General features: G+C 68.2%; 17 protein-coding genes and 1 pseudogene. 9 read left to right on the top strand and 9 right to left on the bottom strand.

Going from position 1 to position 16,803, the window contains the following annotated elements; genetic code table 11:
* A pseudogene (locus QM638_RS20965) lies at positions 1-162 on the top strand (thioredoxin-disulfide reductase); the annotation flags it as partial.
* 109 nt (positions 163-271) lie between these two features.
* Positions 272-601, top strand: coding sequence for a thioredoxin (gene trxA / locus QM638_RS20960; protein ID WP_415145255.1), 330 nt, complete (start codon positions 272-274; stop codon positions 599-601).
* Positions 602-640: 39 nt separating this feature from the next.
* Here trxA and QM638_RS20955 read toward each other — a convergent pair whose 3' ends face one another.
* Complete coding sequence (locus QM638_RS20955; protein WP_415145253.1) at positions 641-1,306, bottom strand: GNAT family N-acetyltransferase; 666 nt, start codon at positions 1,304-1,306, stop codon at positions 641-643.
* A 64-nt stretch (positions 1,307-1,370) separates the two neighbouring features.
* Between QM638_RS20955 and QM638_RS20950 the strand changes: the two genes are divergently transcribed.
* A complete protein-coding gene (locus tag QM638_RS20950) occupies positions 1,371-2,690 on the top strand; it encodes a PLP-dependent aminotransferase family protein (RefSeq protein WP_415145251.1) in 1,320 nt (439 codons plus the stop codon).
* Positions 2,691-2,798: 108 nt separating this feature from the next.
* Here QM638_RS20950 and QM638_RS20945 read toward each other — a convergent pair whose 3' ends face one another.
* The 8 genes from QM638_RS20945 to rpmH all read right to left on the bottom strand — a co-directional run bounded on the left by QM638_RS20945 (position 2,799) and on the right by rpmH (position 7,991).
* On the bottom strand, positions 2,799-3,803 hold the full coding sequence (locus tag QM638_RS20945; protein WP_415145249.1) for a ParB/RepB/Spo0J family partition protein: 1,005 nt from the start codon (positions 3,801-3,803) through the stop codon (positions 2,799-2,801).
* Positions 3,800-4,609 carry a ParA family protein gene (locus QM638_RS20940; protein WP_415145247.1) on the bottom strand — a complete coding sequence of 270 codons (810 nt, stop codon included), beginning with the start codon at positions 4,607-4,609 and terminating at the stop codon, positions 3,800-3,802. Before QM638_RS20940 ends, QM638_RS20945 begins: the two co-directional genes overlap by 4 nt.
* Before the next feature lie 305 nt (positions 4,610-4,914).
* Positions 4,915-5,574 (bottom strand): 16S rRNA (guanine(527)-N(7))-methyltransferase RsmG, encoded by a 660-nt coding sequence (gene rsmG / locus QM638_RS20935; protein ID WP_415145245.1) that lies wholly within the window; start codon positions 5,572-5,574, stop codon positions 4,915-4,917.
* A gap of 97 nt (positions 5,575-5,671) precedes the next feature.
* Positions 5,672-6,202: a protein jag gene (locus QM638_RS20930; protein WP_415145244.1), complete on the bottom strand. Its 531-nt coding sequence runs from the start codon at positions 6,200-6,202 to the stop codon at positions 5,672-5,674.
* Positions 6,199-7,182 carry a membrane protein insertase YidC gene (yidC, locus tag QM638_RS20925; RefSeq protein ID WP_415145242.1) on the bottom strand — a complete coding sequence of 328 codons (984 nt, stop codon included), beginning with the start codon at positions 7,180-7,182 and terminating at the stop codon, positions 6,199-6,201. The genes QM638_RS20930 and yidC overlap by 4 nt, the downstream gene beginning before the upstream one ends.
* Positions 7,183-7,185: 3 nt before the next feature.
* On the bottom strand, positions 7,186-7,470 hold the full coding sequence (yidD, locus tag QM638_RS20920; RefSeq protein WP_415145240.1) for a membrane protein insertion efficiency factor YidD: 285 nt from the start codon (positions 7,468-7,470) through the stop codon (positions 7,186-7,188).
* Positions 7,471-7,483: 13 nt separating this feature from the next.
* Positions 7,484-7,825: a ribonuclease P protein component gene (gene rnpA, locus QM638_RS20915; protein ID WP_415145238.1), complete on the bottom strand. Its 342-nt coding sequence runs from the start codon at positions 7,823-7,825 to the stop codon at positions 7,484-7,486.
* Between the two features lie 28 nt (positions 7,826-7,853).
* Positions 7,854-7,991, bottom strand: coding sequence for a 50S ribosomal protein L34 (gene rpmH, locus QM638_RS20910; RefSeq protein WP_367995568.1), 138 nt, complete (start codon positions 7,989-7,991; stop codon positions 7,854-7,856).
* A gap of 485 nt (positions 7,992-8,476) precedes the next feature.
* On the opposite strand from rpmH, the gene dnaA reads away from it, so the two are divergent.
* The 6 genes from dnaA to gyrB all read left to right on the top strand — a co-directional run bounded on the left by dnaA (position 8,477) and on the right by gyrB (position 16,694).
* Positions 8,477-9,976, top strand: a complete 1,500-nt coding sequence (gene dnaA / locus QM638_RS20905) for a chromosomal replication initiator protein DnaA (protein WP_415145235.1) — start codon at positions 8,477-8,479, stop codon at positions 9,974-9,976.
* A gap of 443 nt (positions 9,977-10,419) precedes the next feature.
* The gene (gene dnaN, locus QM638_RS20900; protein ID WP_415145233.1) at positions 10,420-11,559 is read left to right on the top strand and encodes a DNA polymerase III subunit beta; all 1,140 of its coding nucleotides are present in this window, start codon (positions 10,420-10,422) and stop codon (positions 11,557-11,559) included.
* A gap of 37 nt (positions 11,560-11,596) precedes the next feature.
* A complete protein-coding gene (gene gnd, locus QM638_RS20895; RefSeq protein WP_415145231.1) occupies positions 11,597-12,487 on the top strand; it encodes a phosphogluconate dehydrogenase (NAD(+)-dependent, decarboxylating) in 891 nt (296 codons plus the stop codon).
* Positions 12,488-12,527: 40 nt separating this feature from the next.
* Complete coding sequence (recF, locus tag QM638_RS20890; RefSeq protein ID WP_415145229.1) at positions 12,528-13,667, top strand: DNA replication/repair protein RecF; 1,140 nt, start codon at positions 12,528-12,530, stop codon at positions 13,665-13,667.
* Positions 13,660-14,247: a DUF721 domain-containing protein gene (locus QM638_RS20885; RefSeq protein ID WP_415145227.1), complete on the top strand. Its 588-nt coding sequence runs from the start codon at positions 13,660-13,662 to the stop codon at positions 14,245-14,247. The genes recF and QM638_RS20885 overlap by 8 nt, the downstream gene beginning before the upstream one ends.
* A gap of 359 nt (positions 14,248-14,606) precedes the next feature.
* On the top strand, positions 14,607-16,694 hold the full coding sequence (gyrB, locus tag QM638_RS20880; protein ID WP_415145225.1) for a DNA topoisomerase (ATP-hydrolyzing) subunit B: 2,088 nt from the start codon (positions 14,607-14,609) through the stop codon (positions 16,692-16,694).
* The last annotated feature ends 109 nt before the right edge of the window (positions 16,695-16,803 follow it).

Below are 16,803 nucleotides of genomic sequence, written 5' to 3'. Positions count from 1 at the left end.
GTCTTTGCTGCGGGGGATCTGGTCGACCACACCTATCGACAGGCCATCACCGCGGCCGGGACCGGTTGCCAGGCCGCCCTGGACGCCGAACGCTACCTGACCGACCTCGACCACACCGACCACACCGGAACCGAGACACAAACCGCCGGCGTCGCCGGGTAGCGTACGACGGGAATGATCGGCGACCGGCCGAGCGTTCTCCTTCAGACTGGCAGCTGAGCCCGACCAGGCCTCTGCATCGACAACGTCCGTTCCAAGAAGGGTGGCCGAAGTGGCTGACAACATCAACGCGGTGACCGACGCGGAGTTCGACGCGACGGTCCTCAAGTCCGACAAGCCGGTCCTGGTCGACTTCTGGGCGGAGTGGTGCGGCCCGTGCCGCCAGGTCTCGCCGATCCTGGACGAGATCGCGGGCGAGCACGGCGACAAGATCACCTTCGTGAAGATGAACGTCGACGAGAACCCGGTCACGCCGTCGACCTACCGCGTCACCGGCATCCCGACGCTCAACGTCTACTCCGGCGGCGAGGTGGTCAAGTCGATCGTCGGCGCCAAGCCCAAGGCGGCGCTGCTCGCCGAGCTCGCCCCCTTCATCGGCTGATCCACTCGGCGACGTACGGCGACAACGGTCGCGGGGCAGCTACTTCGAGGTACGCCCCGCGACCGGTCCCGTCTCCGGGCCTGTCTCCGCGACCGGCCGGACGGCGCCCAGCAGCCGCTCCCAGGCGACCTCCATCTCGTCGCGCCAGGTGACGGTCTGCTTCAGCTCCATCCGCAGCCGCGGCGCGGTCGGGTGCGGACGGTGGGTCTTGAACCCGACGCGGGCGAGAAAGTCCGCCGGCGCGGCGCACCGGCGTCCATGGATGCCGCTGAGCGGACCGACGTCGCCGAAGGCCTCGACCGCGCGCACCGTCCCGTCACGGCGGGTGAGCAGGTCGCGTGCCATCGACTGCACGAGCATCCGGCCCAGCCCGCCACCGGCGTGGCGTGGGTCGATCCACACGGTGGTCAGCAGCACCGCATCGGGTGAGACCGGAGCGGTGGGGTAGGAGGCGGCCCGGGGCAGATAGCGCGGCGGAGCATAGGTGAGGAAGCCGACCGGCGTCCCGTCGACCACCGCGACCCGGCCACATGAGCCCCATTCGCGTAGCACCTGGGAGATCCAGGCCTCCTTCTCCGCCTCGGAGTCGGCCGGCTCCAGCCGGCGATGCCGGACCGGATCGAGCTCCCAGAACAGGCAGGTACGGCAGGGCGTCGCGATGGCGGCGTACCTGTCAAGGGTCAGCGGCAGTATCTTGCGCGACATCTTCGTCTCCGGACGGCGGGGTCACAACGCTGCGGCGTATGTCATCCTTCATGCTAGAAGAACCATGGACAAGACTCCTGCGCGCGCCCCCTCCACCCGCCTCGACCCGTACGTCGATCGTTACGCCGCGCGCACCGCCGGGATGACCGCGTCCGAGATCAGGGCGCTGTTCTCGGTGGCCTCGCGCCCCGAGGTGGTCTCCCTGGCCGGCGGCATGCCGAACATCTCCGGGCTGCCGCTCGACGTGGTCGGCGGTGCGATCTCGGACCTGGTGGCGGACAAGGGCCCGGTCGCGATGCAGTACGGGTCCGGCCAGGGCGTGCCGGAGCTGCGCGAGCAGATCACCGAGGTGATGCGCCTGGAGGGCATCGAGGCGCACCCGGACGACGTGGTGGTCACGGTGGGCAGCCAGCAGGCGGTCGACCTCGTCACCCGGGTCTTCTGCGATCCCGGTGACGTCGTGCTGTGCGAGGCCCCGTCGTACGTCGGCGCACTCGGTGTCTTCCGCAGCTACCAGTGCGAGGTCGTCCACGCCGAGATGGATGCGGCCGGGCTCGTGCCCGACGCGTTGCGCCAGGCGATCGCGAGCACCCGGGCGGCCGGGAAGACGATCAAGTTCGTCTACACGATCCCGAACTTCCACAACCCCGCCGGGGTGACGCTCAGCGCGGAGCGACGGCCGGAGATCCTCGAGATCTGTCGTTCCGAGGGCATCCTGGTGCTCGAGGACAACCCCTACGGGCTGCTCGGCTTCGACGGTGAGCCGATGCGCGCGCTCCGCGCGGACGAGACCGACGGCGTGATCTATCTCGGCTCCTTCTCCAAGACCTTCGCCCCGGGCTTCCGCGTCGGCTGGGCGCTGGCCCCGGCGAGCGTGCGGGAGAAGCTGGTGCTCGCGCAGGAGAGCGCCACACTGTGCCCGCCACAGTTCTCCCAGATGGCCGTCTCGGCCTATCTTGCCAACCACGACTGGCAGGGACAGATCAAGCAGTTCCGGGAGATGTACCGCGAGCGTCGCGACGCGATGACCGGTGCCTTGTCCGATCTGATGCCGGCCTCGTGCCGGTGGAACGTGCCCGACGGCGGCTTCTACGTGTGGCTGACCCTGGCGGCCGGGATCGATGTCAAGGCGATGCTGCCCCGCGCCGTCTCCGCCCGGGTCGCCTATGTGCCCGGCACCGCCTTCTTCGCCGACGGCTACGGCTCGTCCTCGATGCGGCTCTCCTACTGCTATCCGACACCGGAGCGCATCCGTGAGGGCGTACGGCGCCTCGCCGGAGTCATCGACGCCGAGCTCGAGCTTCGCGAGACGTTCGGTGCCACCGGGCCGATCCCGGGACTGCCACTGCGCGGCACCGACTATCCGTCGTACGACACCAACTGACCGGCGCCGATACCGCCTTCGACGACGTCCGGGACACGCGTCTGACCCGCGAGCTGATTCGGCGATAAGTCTCTTTGTCGACAAAGAGACTTATCGATCAGCGGTGGGCTAGATCGGCTTGTCGGTGCGATTGCGCGGATCCATGATGTCGATGATGCGACGCAGGTCCTCGAGACTGGCGAACTCCACGGTGATCTTCCCCTTGTTCTGACCGAGGTCGATCCGGACTCGGGTGTCGAGTCTGTCCCCGAGCCGCTCGGAGAAGTCGGCCAGCTCGGGCACCAGTGACTTGGGCCGGGGACCCCGTCGGCGGGGAGCCTTGGATCCCTCGCCGAGCGCGACGATCTCCTCCAACCCGCGAACGCTGATCCCTTCGGCCACCACCCGCTGGGCAAGCACGTCTTGTTGTCCCGGATCATCGACCGCCAGCAGCGAGCGCGCGTGGCCGGCGGAGAGCACGCCGGCCGCCACCCGGCGCTGGACAGCCGGCGTGAGTCGCATCAGCCGGAGGGTGTTGCTGATCTGCGGGCGGGAGCGACCGATCCGCTGGGCGAGCTCGTCATGCGTGCAGCCGAAGTCCTCCAGCAGCTGCTGATAGGCCGCGGCCTCCTCCAGCGGATTGAGCTGGGAGCGGTGCAGGTTCTCCAGCAGCGCGTCCCGGAGCATGTCGGTGTCGTCCGTCTCTCGCACGATCGCCGGTATCGTCGTCATCCCGGCGGTCCGCGAGGCGCGCCACCGGCGTTCGCCCATGACGAGTTCATAGCCGTCCGCGTCCGGACGCACCACGACCGGTTGGAGAAGGCCGACCTCACGGATCGAATGCACCAGTTCCGCCATCGCATCCTCGTCGAAGACCTGACGCGGCTGCGCGTGGTTCGGATGGATCTCGTCGAGTGCGATCTCGGCGAAATGGGCGCCCGCCACCGGCGCCAACGCCGTTTCTCCGATCTGCGGGCCTGGCGAGGGGTCGGTGGACCTGGACCCCACCTGATCGCTGCTCGTCCCGTCAGCCGGAAGGTCCGCATCCCGGACATCCTCGTTGACAGCAGGGGCGGTGGGTATCAGCGATCCCAGCCCACGCCCCAGCCCACGCCGGGCCTGTGGTCTCGTCATCGTCCCGACCCCTTCTGCGCGATCTCTCGTGCCGCCTCCAGGTAGCTCAACGCGCCCGGCGACCCCGGGTCATAGGTCATCACCGTCTGCCCGTACGACGGCGCTTCCGAAACGCGCACGGACCGCGGGATGTAGGTGCGCAGCACCTGGTCCCCGAAATGCTCGCGCACCTCGTCCGCCACCCCGGCGGCGAGACGGGTGCGGGCGTCGTACATGGTGATCAGGATCGTCGAGACCGAGAGGTCACGGTTGAGGTGTGCACGCACCATGTCGACCGTCTTCAGCAACTGGCCGAGGCCCTCGAGTGCGTAGTACTCCGCCTGGATCGGGATCATGACCTCCGCACCCGCGACGAGCGCGTTGATGGTCAGCAGGCCGAGCGACGGAGGGCAGTCGATCAATACGTAGTCCCACCTGTCGTCCGCCGTCTCGCCGACCCGTTGGTCCTGACTCAACGCCCGCTTCAATCGACCCTCTCGACCCTCGACCCGGACCAGTTCGATCTCCGCCCCGGCCAGATCGATCGTCGCGGGGATGACGTCGAGACCCGGGAGGTCCGGCGCCGGGACCACCAGGTCCTCCACCGGCGTGCCGTCGACGAGCAGCTCGTAGGTCCCCGGCGTTCCCTGGAGATGGTCGACGTTGAGCGCCGTGGAGGCGTTGCCCTGCGGATCCAGGTCGATCACCAGCACACGCTGGCCGAGCTGCACCAGCCCGACGGCGATGTTGACCGTCGAGGTGGTCTTGCCGACCCCACCCTTCTGATTGGCCGCCACGATCACCCGGGTCCGCCTCGGTCGTGGCATCGCGGGTCGATTGGCAGCGGATCGCCGTGCCAACAGCGAGTGCTCCGTGGCACGGGCAAGCGGCGTGTGCTCGACCTCCGAGGCCGTTCCCGACTCGGCCATCTCACCAGCCGTCCGGACCTCGTAGGACGCCGATGTTTCACGTGAAACCACGCTCTTCCCCTTGCCTCTCACCTGTTCGTCATCATCATGCCGTCTCGCCGACGCCCACTGTCGCCCGACCCCGGGAAGGTGCCTGACCTGTGGAGAACCGTCGACATCTGTGGATAGTCACGCTCAGCATCGGCTCGCCACCAGTGGAAAACTCACGTCCGACGACGCCCTCCGCGTGCGTTGCCCCCACCCCGTCGGTCCTGCCGACCTCCTCGCCGCACCGGCGGCCACGACATCCCGGCCGGGTCGGCCCAGCCGACCGACACCACATACGTCGGATCCGACAGCAGGTCGTCACCCAGCACCTCGACCGCTGGCTCCGCACAGCCCCACGCTCGAAGCTCGCCAGCTGCGTCGATCACCTCCGCCGCTGCAGAACGGCCCTTCATCGCGATCAGGCGCCCGGTCGGCACCACCAACGGCATCGACCAACCGAGAAGCCTTCCCAACGGCGCGACCGCCCGCGAGGTCACCACGTCGAAGCCACGCTCGCCGTGCAGCGCCTCCGCCCGCCCCCGGACCACCTCGACATTCCCCAGAGCCAGATCGTCCACGACCTCCTCCAGGAACGTGGTACGCCGCAGGAGCGGCTCCACCAGGGTCACCGAGAGGTCCGGACGGGCGATCGCGAGCACCAATCCAGGAAGACCGGCACCGGATCCGATGTCGGCGACCGTGACGCCGTCGGGAACCAGACGGCTGACCACGCCACAGTTCAGCAGGTGCCGCTCCCAGAGCCGTGGCGCCTCACGCGGGCCGATCAGACCCCGCACCACTCCGGGCCCCGCCAACCATGCCGCATACGCATCCATCCGCGACAGGACCGACGAAGAGAACACCCTCCGTGCCGATTCCGGAACGGAGGGTGTCAACGCCTCATCACTCACCACGCTAGTTTCACGTGAAACCTCAGACTGGCAAAACCACCACGTGCCGACGCGGCTCGGTGCCCGAGGACTCCGAGGTCAGGCCCGCCGCGGCCACCGCGTCGTGCACGACCTTCCGCTCGAACGGAGACATCGGCTTCAACGACAGCGGCGCACCGGACTCCTTCACCGTCGCCACCGCCTCCTCGGCGAGCGCCACCAAGGACGATCGGCGATCGGCGCGGAAGCCCGAGATGTCCAGCATCAGCCGCGAACGCTCCCCGGTCTCACGGTAGACCGCAAGCCGGGTGAGCTCCTGCAGCGCGTCGAGCACCTCTCCGTGCCTGCCCACCAACTGCTGCAGATCCGCGCCCACGATCGAGACCGCGGCCCGATCACCGTCGACGTCCATGTCCAGATCGCCGTCCAGATCGGCGATGTCGAGCAACTCCTCGAGGTAGTCCGCCGCGATGTCGCCCTCCTGTTCGAGCGCGTCCACGCCCGCCGGCTCCTCCGGTGCAGCCGCGGCCACCTCCGGTGAGTCCACCGGCGATTCTTCGATCTCCTGGGTCATCTCTTGCCTCTGTTTCCCTGACTCTTCCGCTGACTGCGGGACTGCTTCTTCGGCTGTTGACGTTGCGTCGGACGGTGGTCGGCGCTCTCACTCCCGCTCGGCGCTCCACCTGCGCTCGGCGACTCCGCCTTCGTCACGTCCACGACGCCACCCCCGTGACGCGCAGCCTTCTCCCGGTCCCTCTTCTGCTTCGCCTCGAACGCCGGCGTGCCTGGGGCCGGGTTGTTGCGAATCACGTAGAACTGCTGGCCCATCGTCCACAGGTTGGAGGTGGTCCAGTACAGGATCGTCCCGATCGGGAAGGCGATACCACCGACCGCGAAGACCACCGGCAGCACATAGAGCAGCAGCTTCTGCTGCTGGGCGTACTGCCCCGTCATCGCGTCCGGCGGCATGTTCTTGCTCATCAGCTGGCGCTGGGTGAGGAAGGTGGTGGCGATCATCGCCACCACCAGCACACCGGCCAGGATCTGCGTGCTCACATGGTCGGCCTTGGTGAACTGGTCCGAGAGCATCGAGCCGAGCCAGTCGGAGCTGCTGAGCTCCTGGGCCGCCTTGTCCGTCAGGAACCCCTTGCCGGTGCCCTCCGACGCGTGGTGCAGCAGGCGGAACAGCACCAGGAAGATCGGCATCTGCAGCAGCAGCGGGAGACAGGAGGCGAACGGGTTCGTGCCCGACTCCTTGTAGAGCTTCATCGTCTCGTCGGCGAGCTTCTGCCGGTCGTGCCCGTACTTCTTCTGCAGCTCCTTCACCTTCGGCTGGATCAGCTGCATGTTCCGGCTCGCCTTGATCTGCCGCACGAACAGCGGAATCAGCAGCGCGCGAATGGTGACGGTCAGCCCGATGATCGACAGCGCCCAGGCCCAGCCACTGGAGGAGATGACGAAGGCGAAGATGTCGTGCCAGACGATCAGGATCGCCGAGATGGCGTAGTACAGCGGCGTCGCGATCCAGCCGAACAGATCGCCGATGGCTCCCACGGATCAAGCTCCTCTTGTCGGGGTGCCCGCCGTGCGGGCCGAATGGTCATGGTCATGATGCCCGGTCGCGCCAGCGACCTCCGGGACCGGGTCGTAGCCGCCCTTCGCCCACGGATGACAGCGACCGAGACGGCGTACCGCAAGCCAGGAGCCACGGAGGCTTCCGTGCGTGCGGACCGCCTCGAGCGCGTACGCCGAGCACGAGGGGTGATACCTGCACACATCGCCGTACAGCGGTGAGATCAGCAGTCGATAGAGCTTGAGCGCGCCGATCAGGAGGTACTTCATCGATCTCGTCTCCTCATCCGAGCACCCGATCAAGGCAACGTCGCAGATCGCCGCCGAGTTCCACCGATGACGCCGTCGCCGCGGCCGGGAGCGCGCGGATCACCAGCACAGCAGAGCCCGGGAGCTCCGTCAGGGACTCCCGGGCGAGATGGCGCAATCGGCGCTTCACACGATTCCGTACGACGGCTGGACCGACGCTCTTGCCCACCACCAGACCCACCCGCGCGGGCCTGGCCTCGTCGGCTGTCCGCACCAGCAGGTGGATCACCAGTCGTCGACTGGCGGCCCGTACCCCCCCTCGCACGGCGGCGCGAAAATCGTCGGCGTCACGCAGACGATGGGCGGCGGGCAGCACGACGGCACCGGTGGGCCGAGGCGCCGGCTCAGACGGTCAGGCTCTTGCGGCCCTTGCGACGACGCGCGGAGAGGATCGCGCGGCCCGCACGGGTACGCATCCGCAGGCGGAAACCGTGCACCTTGTGACGGCGACGGTTGTTCGGCTGGTACGTACGCTTGCTCACGAGCTTTCCTTCAGTCTGGGATCACGAGTCGGGTCCGAATGACCCACATACACGCCCACGGTGAGGACGTGCGACACCTGACGCCCACGCTGGGCGACCTGTCAACGGTACGCGTAGCGATCTTCCAGGGTCAAACCCTCGACGCGTACCGCAACAGGGCTGGAACGGCCTGTGGATGACGGGTTGCCCGAACCGCGGCCGCGGAGATAGGTTCGTCCGAACCGAGGTTCCCCTGCACGGCATGGGAACGACCGGACTTCCTGGGGGGAAGCGCCGCGGCTGCGCCACGCACCTGAGCTCTGACCAGCAGGAACGCATCGGTCGGGCATTGTCATGTCGTGCCTCGGACGAGGTTGTCCACAGGCGTGGAAGAGTCTTCACAATCTGTGGATATCCTTGTGGACGACTCATGCCAATCAGCACGACAGACGACGCGTAGGGCCCGCCGGCAGCTCCGGTGACCGAGCCATGGGAAGCAGGCATCAGTGGACGAAGCCAGCAGCGGAGCCGACGACGTGGATCTCGTCACCGCATGGCAGTCCGTGGTCGCCGACCTTCCTCCCAGCCAGCGAGCCTGGCTGAACTCCAGCGAACCGGTGGAGATGAAGAAGAACTCCGCCATGGTCGCCGTTCCGAACGCTTTCACCCGCAATCAGCTCGAGAACCGGTTGCGCTCCGACCTCGAAGCCGCTCTGTCCCGCAAGTTCGGTCGCGAGATCAGCATCGCGGTCATCCTCGATCCCGAGCTCGAGGTCGCGCCGCCGGACGGGTCACGACCACCTTCGGTTGATATGTCGACAAATCTATATGTCGACGGGATGCCGCCGAGTGTCGGCGCCTCGACCGATCCCGCGGGTGGCCAGGCCGACGAGTACGTCTCCACGGTGATCCCCACCCCGCTCGGCAGCACGCCGCCGACCAGCCCGGTGACACCGATCAACTCGCTCGAGACCCGGCTCAACCCGAAGTACACCTTCGAGACATTCGTCATCGGCTCCTCCAATCGCTTCCCGCATGCGGCGGCCGTCGCGGTCTCGGAGGCTCCCGGCAAGGCCTACAACCCGCTGCTCGTCTACGGCGAGTCAGGGCTCGGCAAGACCCACCTGTTGCACGCGATCGGCCACTACGTGCGCAGCCTGTACACCGGGGCCAAGGTCCGCTACGTGAGCTCCGAGGAGTTCACCAACGAGTTCATCAACGCCATTCGCGACGACCGCCAGGACCGGTTCAAGCGCCGCTACCGCGACGTCGACGTACTCCTCATCGACGACATCCAGTTCCTGGAGGGGAAGACCCAGACCCAGGAGGAGTTCTTCCACACCTTCAACACGCTGCACAACGCCAACAAGCAGATCGTGCTCACCTCCGACCGGGCGCCCAAGCGGCTCGAAGCCCTCGAGGACCGGCTGCGGAACCGATTCGAATGGGGTCTGATCACCGACGTCCAGCCGCCCGACGTCGAGACCCGGATCGCGATCCTGCGCAAGAAGGCGGCCATGGAGCGGCTCACCGCTCCGCCCGACGTCCTCGAGTTCATCGCCACCAAGATCCAGACGAACATCCGCGAGCTCGAGGGCGCTCTCATCCGGGTGACGGCCTTCGCCAACCTGAACCGGCAGGAGGTCGACATGACGCTCGCCGAGATCGTGCTGCGCGACCTCATTCCCGAGGGCGCCGAGCCCGAGATCACCACCGGCCTCATCATCGCGCAGACCGCGGCCTACTTCGGACTCTCCATCGACGAGCTCACCGGCCCCAGTCGCGGTCGGCACCTGGTGATGGCCCGTCAGATCGCGATGTACCTGTGTCGCGAGCTCACCGACCTCTCGCTGCCGAAGATCGGCGCCCAGTTCGGCAACCGGGACCACACCACCGTGATGTACGCCGAGCGCAAGATCAACCAGCTCCTCGCCGAGCGTCGCGCCGTCTTCAACCAGGTCAGCGAGCTCACCAACCGGGTCAAGCTGCAGGCCCGTCAGGGCTGATCCCAGGCGCCCGGTCGGTGCTGTGGACGAGCGCCCCCGGAGGGTCCGAATTACACGGGGAGGATCTGTGCAGGCACGGGTCCCGGCATCCGGATCGATCGCCGAGCTCCACACTGCAGACTCGCGATTCCACCGCTCCTCCACACCTCGGTGTGGACGACGAGCCTCGGGCCCGACCTGCAACGACGAGACTTCTCCACAGTTCCCACAGACCCTCCTACCACTGTGAGACCTCTTGACGAATCGATCCTCGGTGAACATCCACCGAGCACACCCCCTGGGGATAAACCACCCGTCCCGCCCGGACCTGACTCCGTCGGCGTCTTTCGTCCTCGCACCACCCCTCACACCGGTGTGGTGAGTCGTGGCAGGATGCACACCAGGATCCCGGGTACGGCGATCGTGTCGTCCCCACGCCCGACCACACCGAAGGACGCCTCATCGTGAAGTTCCGCGTCGACCGCGACGTGTTCGCGGATGCCGTCGCCTGGGCTGCCCGCAGTCTCCCGGTCCGCCCGAGCACCCCGGTTCTCTCCGGCTTGTTGATCGAGGCGAGTGACGAGGGCCTGGTGCTCTCCTCCTTCGACTACGAGACCTCGGCCCGCGCGACCCTCTCCGCGGAGGTCGCCGACGAGGGCACGGTGCTGGTCAGCGGCAAGCTGCTGGCCGACATCTGCCGCAGCCTGCCGGACAAGCCCATCGAGATGGTCATCGACGGCTCCCGGGTCTCGCTCACCTGTGGCTCGGCCCGATTCAGCCTGCAGACCATGCCGGTCGAGGACTACCCGACCCTGCCGCAGATGCCCACCGCCGCCGGGACGGTCAACTCCGAGCTGTTCGCCCATGCGGTCGCACAGGCGATCACCGCCGCCGGCCGGGACGACATGCTGCCGGTGCTGACCGGGGTCCGTCTCGAGATCGACGGAAGCACCATCTCGCTACTGGCCACCGACCGGTTCCGTCTCTCCCACCGCGAGCTCGAATGGGATCCGGTGACCCCCGACGAGACCCTCGCCGCGCTGGTGCCGGCCAAGGTCCTCGGTGAGACCGCCAAGTCGTTGACCAGCGGCAGTGAGATCACCATCGCGCTCTCCACCGGCGGCGCCGGCGAGGGGATCATCGGGTTCGAGGGCGCGGCCGCCGGCGGCGTACGCCGGACCACCACCCGTCTCCTCGACGGCGAGTTCCCGAAGGTGCGCAGCCTGTTCCCGGCCGAGCACCTGACCACCGCCCAGGTCGACAAGGCGGCGCTGATCGAGTCCGTTCGCCGGGTCAAGCTCGTCGCCGAGCGCAACACCGCCGTCCAGCTCGCCTTCGGCGACGGCGTGGTGACCCTCGACGCCGGCTCGGGCGACGAGGCCCAGGCCTCGGAGTCCCTCGAGGTCACCCTGGCCGGCGAGGGCCTGACCACCGGCTTCAATCCCGACTTCCTCCTCGACGGGCTCGGTGCCATCGACGAGCCGGTCGTCGAGCTCTCCTTCACCCAGGCCGCCAAGCCGGTGGTGATCAAGGGCACGGTTCCCGACGACGGCACCGACCCCGGCTTCCGCTATCTCCTCATGCCGCGTCGGCTGCTCTCCTGACGCCGACGCCCGGACACTCACCAGACAAAGGACTGCCATGGACATCGGACTCGTCGGTCTCGGCAAGATGGGTGGCAACATGCGCACCCGACTGCGCAACGCCGGGCACACCGTCGTCGGCTACGACCGCAACCAAGAGATCTCGGACTCGACCTCGCTCGCCGACATGGTCGCCCAGCTGCCTTCGCCGAAGGTGGTCTGGGTGATGGTGCCCGCCGGCGAGCCGACCCGTTCCACCATCGCCGACCTCAAGGACCTGCTCACCGAGGGTGACCTGGTCGTCGACGGCGGCAACTCCAAGTACACCGACGACGCGCTCAACGCCGCCTCGTTGGCCGAGAAGGGCATCGGCTTCGTCGACTGCGGCGTCTCGGGCGGCGTCTGGGGCCTGCAGAACGGCTACGCCCTGATGTACGGCGGCACGGAGGAGGACGCGGCCAAGGTGATGCCGGCGCTGGAGGCGCTCAAGCCCGCCGACACCACCGACGGACTGGTGCACTGTGGCTCGACTCCGGGCGCCGGGCACTTCGCCAAGATGGTCCACAACGGCATCGAGTACGCGATGATGCAGGCCTACGCGGAGGGCTGGGAGCTGCTCGACAAGGTCGACATCGTCGACAACGTCCCGGAGATCTTCGCCTCCTGGCGCACCGGCACCGTCGTCCGCTCCTGGCTGTTGGACCTGCTGGTCGACCAGCTGCGGGCCGATGAGCACCTGAGCAAGATCAAGGGCTGGGCGGAGGACTCCGGTGAGGGTCGGTGGACGGTCGAGGCGGCCATCGAGAACGCGGTGCCGATGCCGGCGATCTCGGCGAGCCTGTTCGCCCGGTTCGTCTCGCGCCAGGAGGACGACGTCGCGATGAAGGCGGTCGCCGCGATGCGCAACGGCTTCGGCGGTCACGCGGTGGTCGCCGAGCCCGAGTCCTGATCGCCGCCTCTGCTCGCCACCGACCCGGCCTCGACCGCCCGTGTATGTCTCACACCTGACGCTTCACCACTTCCGCTCCTACGCCGACGTGGAGGTGGCGCTGGAGGCGGGGGTGACCGCGTTCCTCGGTCGCAACGGCCAGGGGAAGACGAATCTGGTCGAGGCGATCGACTACCTCTCCCGACTGCAGTCGCACCGGGTGGCCAACGACACCCCGCTGATCCGCAGTGGGGCCGACCAGGCGATCGTGCGCGCCGCGGTGGTCAAGGACGGCCGCACCGCGACGTTGGAGGTCGAGCTCAACGCCCGCCGGGCCAACCGGGCGCGGGTCAACCGCTCCCCCCTGCCACGGACCCGTGACCTGGTCGGACTGGTGCGCACGGTGGTCTTCTCCCCCGACGACCTCGCGCTGGTCAAGGGCGATCCCTCCGGGCGGCGGTCGTTTCTGGACGACCTGTTGGTTCTGCGTACGCCGCGGCTGGCCGGCGTACGAGCCGACTACGAGCGGATCCTCCGCCAGCGCAACTCGCTGCTCAAGACCGCCGGGCTCGCCCGTGGCTCGGCCCTGGAGTCGGCGCTGGCCACCTTGTCGGTCTGGGACGACCAGCTTGCGCGCGCCGGTGCGGAGATCCTCGGCGCGCGGATGGAGCTGGTCACCGAACTGCGGCCCTACCTGGGCAAGGCATACGCCACGGTGGCGCGGGGGGCGGGCCGCGACGATGCCGAGATCGAGTATCGGCCGAGCCTCGAGCTGGCACCGGGCGCCGAGGACGACCTGGTGGGTGCGCTCCTGGCCGAGCTCGCCGCCCGGCAGCGGGACGAGCTCGACCGCGGGGTCTGCCTGGTCGGCCCGCACCGCGACGAGCTGCAGCTCTGGCTCGGACACGGCGGTGGCGAACGGCTGCCGGTCAAGGGCTATGCCAGCCACGGTGAGTCCTGGTCGTTCGCGCTCGCGCTCAGGCTCGCCTCCTACGACCTGCTGCGTGCCGAGGGGGACGAGCCCATCCTCATCCTCGACGACGTCTTCGCCGAGCTCGATGCCGAGCGCCGTGCCCAGCTTGCCGAGCTGGTCGCCTCCGCCGAGCAGGTGCTGGTGACGGCCGCGGTGGCCGAGGACGTGCCTCTCGCACTCAACGGAGCGCGCTATCGGGTCGGCGCGGGTGAGGTCACCCGTGAGTGAGGAGAACCCGAGCGAGGGCGAGTCGCCGGCGGACACGGGCGATCCGCAGGCGCAGCCCGAACCCGAACGACCAGCGGACGGTCTGGACCTGGCCCGCGCCCTGACCCGGTCGGTGTCGAAGAGCCCGGCGCCGAGGACGCGCTCGGGCCAACGCCGTACCGCCGGTCAGGCGGGCGAGATCCGCTCGGCCCGTGGCCGGGTCAGTGGTGCCCGACCCGACGACCGGGACCCGCAGACCCTGGAGGCAATGGTGGAGCGGATCGTCGCGGACCACGGCTGGGACCTCAACCTGCGGGTGCACGGTGTGTTCGGGCGCTGGCCGGAGCTGGTCGGCCAGGAGATCGCCGAGCACTCCCATCCGGAGACCTTCGCCGACGGCAAGTTGGTCATCCGGGCCGGGTCCACCGCATGGGCCACCCAACTGACGCTGCTCGCGCCGACACTGGTACGACGACTCAACGAGGAGCTGGGCCACGGGACCGTCACCCTGATCGAGGTGCGGGGCCCGCACGGCCCGAGCTGGAAGAAGGGGCCGCGCTCGGTTCGAGGCGGGCGTGGGCCGCGGGACACCTACGGCTGACGGCGGTGGTCGAGTCCGGGTGGTTGAGTCTGGCTGGCCGGTTCTCGGGGTGACCCCGGCGGACCCGCGGCGCGGAGAGCGGGCCGTTACTCGGGCCCGATCGGTAGGCCTGACTGGGCAGCTGAAAGCCCCCGCAGCCATACGGGCCCCTATCCGGACCCCTGCGAGCGGCTCTGGAACGGCCTCACGGGGCCCAGAGAGGCTCTTTTGTCCCCAGATCGCCCCCCGACCGGGTTCTGGTGCGTGGAATAAGGCCTCTGACCGGGTAAGATAGGCGTTGGGTCGACCAGGGAGAGCGGTCGACCCTCTTCATGCCGATCGATCGGCGTACCCGGACAAGATAGAGGTGGACCGCAGCGGTGAGTGTCGACCAGACCCCTGAGGCCAGCAACCAACCGGAGCAGACCACCGAGGTTTCCTACGACGCCTCCGCGATCACCGTCCTCGAGGGACTCGAGGCGGTCCGCAAGCGGCCCGGGATGTACATCGGGTCCACCGGCGAGCGGGGGCTGCACCACCTGATCTGGGAGATCGTGGACAACGCGGTCGACGAGGCGCTGGCCGGCTACTGCGACCGGATCGTGATCACGCTGACCGAGGACGGCGCGGTCCGGGTCGAGGACAACGGCCGTGGCATCCCCACCGACACCGCCCCGGGGCAGGAGGTCCCGGCCGCCACCCTCGCGCTGACCGTGTTGCACGCCGGCGGCAAGTTCGGCGGTGGCGGTTACAAGGTCTCCGGCGGTCTGCACGGCGTCGGCAGTTCGGTGGTGAACGCGCTCTCGACCCGGCTGCGGATGGAGGTCAAGAACCGCGGGCACGTGTGGGAGCAGGAGTTCTCCTTCGGCGAGCCCGACTACCCCCTGCGCGAGGTGCGTCCGCTGGAGGACGGCGAGAGCACCGGCACGACCATCACCTGGTGGGCCTCCCCGGAGATCTTCGACACCACGGCGTACAACCTGGAGACCATCTCCACCCGCTTCCGCGAACGGGCGTTCCTGAACAAGGGCCTCGAGATCGTGCTCCGCGACGAGCGTGCGGATGCCGGCGAGATCGCCGCGGCCATCGAGGACGCCACCATCGAGGGCGACACCGACGACCCGGACGCCCTGCACGCGACCGGGAACGGTCAGGCCGCGCTGGAGCAGGTCTTCCTCTACGAGCGTGGCCTCGCCGACTACGTCGACCACCTGAACAAGCGCAAGCAGCCGGTCTCGGCGATCCTCGCCTTCGAGGCGCAGACGGCCGACGACGTGGCCAACCCGATGAGCCTCGAGCTGGCGATGCAGTGGACGGCGTCGTACAACGAGTCCATCCACACGTTCGCGAACATGATCAACACCCCCGGCGGCGGCACCCACGAGGAGGGCTTCCGGGCCGCGCTGACGACGTTGATCAACCGCTGGGGCGAGACCTGGGGGATGATCAAGAAGAAGGAGGACCGACTCACCGGTGACGACATCCGGGAGGGTCTGACCGCGATCATCAGCCTCAAGATCGGCGAGCCGCAGTTCGAGGGGCAGACCAAGGACAAGCTCGGCAACACCGAGGTCAAGGGCTTCGTGCAGAGCGTGGTCAACGAGGAGCTCGGCGCCTGGCTGGAGCAGAACCCCAGTGAGGGCAAGGAGATCATCCGCAAGGCACAGGCGGCCGCGACCGCACGGGTGGCCGCGCGCAAGGCCCGTGACCTGGCCCGCAACCGCAAGGGTCTGCTGGGCGGCGGCGGGCTGCCGGGCAAGCTGGCCGACTGTCAGTCGACCAACCCCGACGAGTGCGAGATCTTCATCGTGGAGGGCGACTCCGCGGGCGGGTCTGCGAAGTCGGGGCGGGATCCCCGGATCCAGGCCATCTTGCCGATCCGCGGCAAGATCCTCAACGTCGAGAAGGCGCGACTCGACAAGGTGCTCGCCAACCAGGAGGTCCAGGCGATCATCTCGGCGCTGGGCACCGGCGTCACCGACGAGTTCGACATCGCCAAGCTGCGCTACCACAAGATCGTGCTGATGGCCGACGCCGACGTCGACGGACACCACATCAACACCCTGCTGTTGACGCTGCTGTTCCGCTTCATGAAGCCGCTGATCGAGGCGGGGCACGTCTACCTGGCCCAGCCGCCGTTGTACCGGCTGCGGTGGAACAAGCCGCACGAGCACGAGTTCGTCTACTCCGATGCCGAGCGCGACGCGTTGATGGCCGACGGGCTGGCGCAGGGCAAGAAGCTGCCGAAGGAGAACCCGGTCCAGCGCTACAAGGGTCTGGGCGAGATGAACGCCGACGAGCTCTGGGAGACCACCATGGACCCCTCCCAGCGGCTGCTGCTGCAGGTGACGCTCGAGGACGCCGCCCACGCCGACGAGATCTTCTCCATCCTGATGGGTGAGGACGTCGACCAGCGCCGCTCCTTCATCCAGCGCAACGCGAAGGACGTCAGGTTCCTTGACATCTGACTGCCCCGCGACGCGCGGTGCGAAGCACACGGGCGGGAGCCCGGTCGCCCCGGTCCGTAGCGATCTCTAGCAAAATCTAGAACCAGAACTAGACACACGTAGAACCCGG

The sequence above is a fragment of the Nocardioides sp. genome, assembly GCF_047606145.1.
In the GTDB taxonomy this organism is placed as follows: Bacteria; Actinomycetota; Actinomycetes; order Propionibacteriales; family Nocardioidaceae; genus Nocardioides.
Note: the sequence above shows the minus strand (reverse complement) of the source record. Positions and strands in the feature narration are given on the sequence as shown.

Bases quoted from the DNA above. Each gene is read 5' to 3' on its own strand.
- QM638_RS20950 (WP_415145251.1), top strand. From the start codon at position 1,371: ATGGACAAGACTCCTGCGCGCGCCCCCTCCACCCGCCTCGACCCGTAC.
- QM638_RS20940 (WP_415145247.1), bottom strand. From the start codon at position 4,609: ATGCCACGACCGAGGCGGACCCGGGTGATCGTGGCGGCCAATCAGAAG.
- yidD (WP_415145240.1), bottom strand. From the start codon at position 7,470: ATGAAGTACCTCCTGATCGGCGCGCTCAAGCTCTATCGACTGCTGATC.
- QM638_RS20955 (WP_415145253.1), bottom strand. From the start codon at position 1,306: ATGTCGCGCAAGATACTGCCGCTGACCCTTGACAGGTACGCCGCCATC.
- gnd (WP_415145231.1), top strand. From the start codon at position 11,597: ATGGACATCGGACTCGTCGGTCTCGGCAAGATGGGTGGCAACATGCGC.
- QM638_RS20945 (WP_415145249.1), bottom strand. From the start codon at position 3,803: ATGACGAGACCACAGGCCCGGCGTGGGCTGGGGCGTGGGCTGGGATCG.
- rsmG (WP_415145245.1), bottom strand. From the start codon at position 5,574: ATGGATGCGTATGCGGCATGGTTGGCGGGGCCCGGAGTGGTGCGGGGT.
- QM638_RS20930 (WP_415145244.1), bottom strand. From the start codon at position 6,202: ATGACCCAGGAGATCGAAGAATCGCCGGTGGACTCACCGGAGGTGGCC.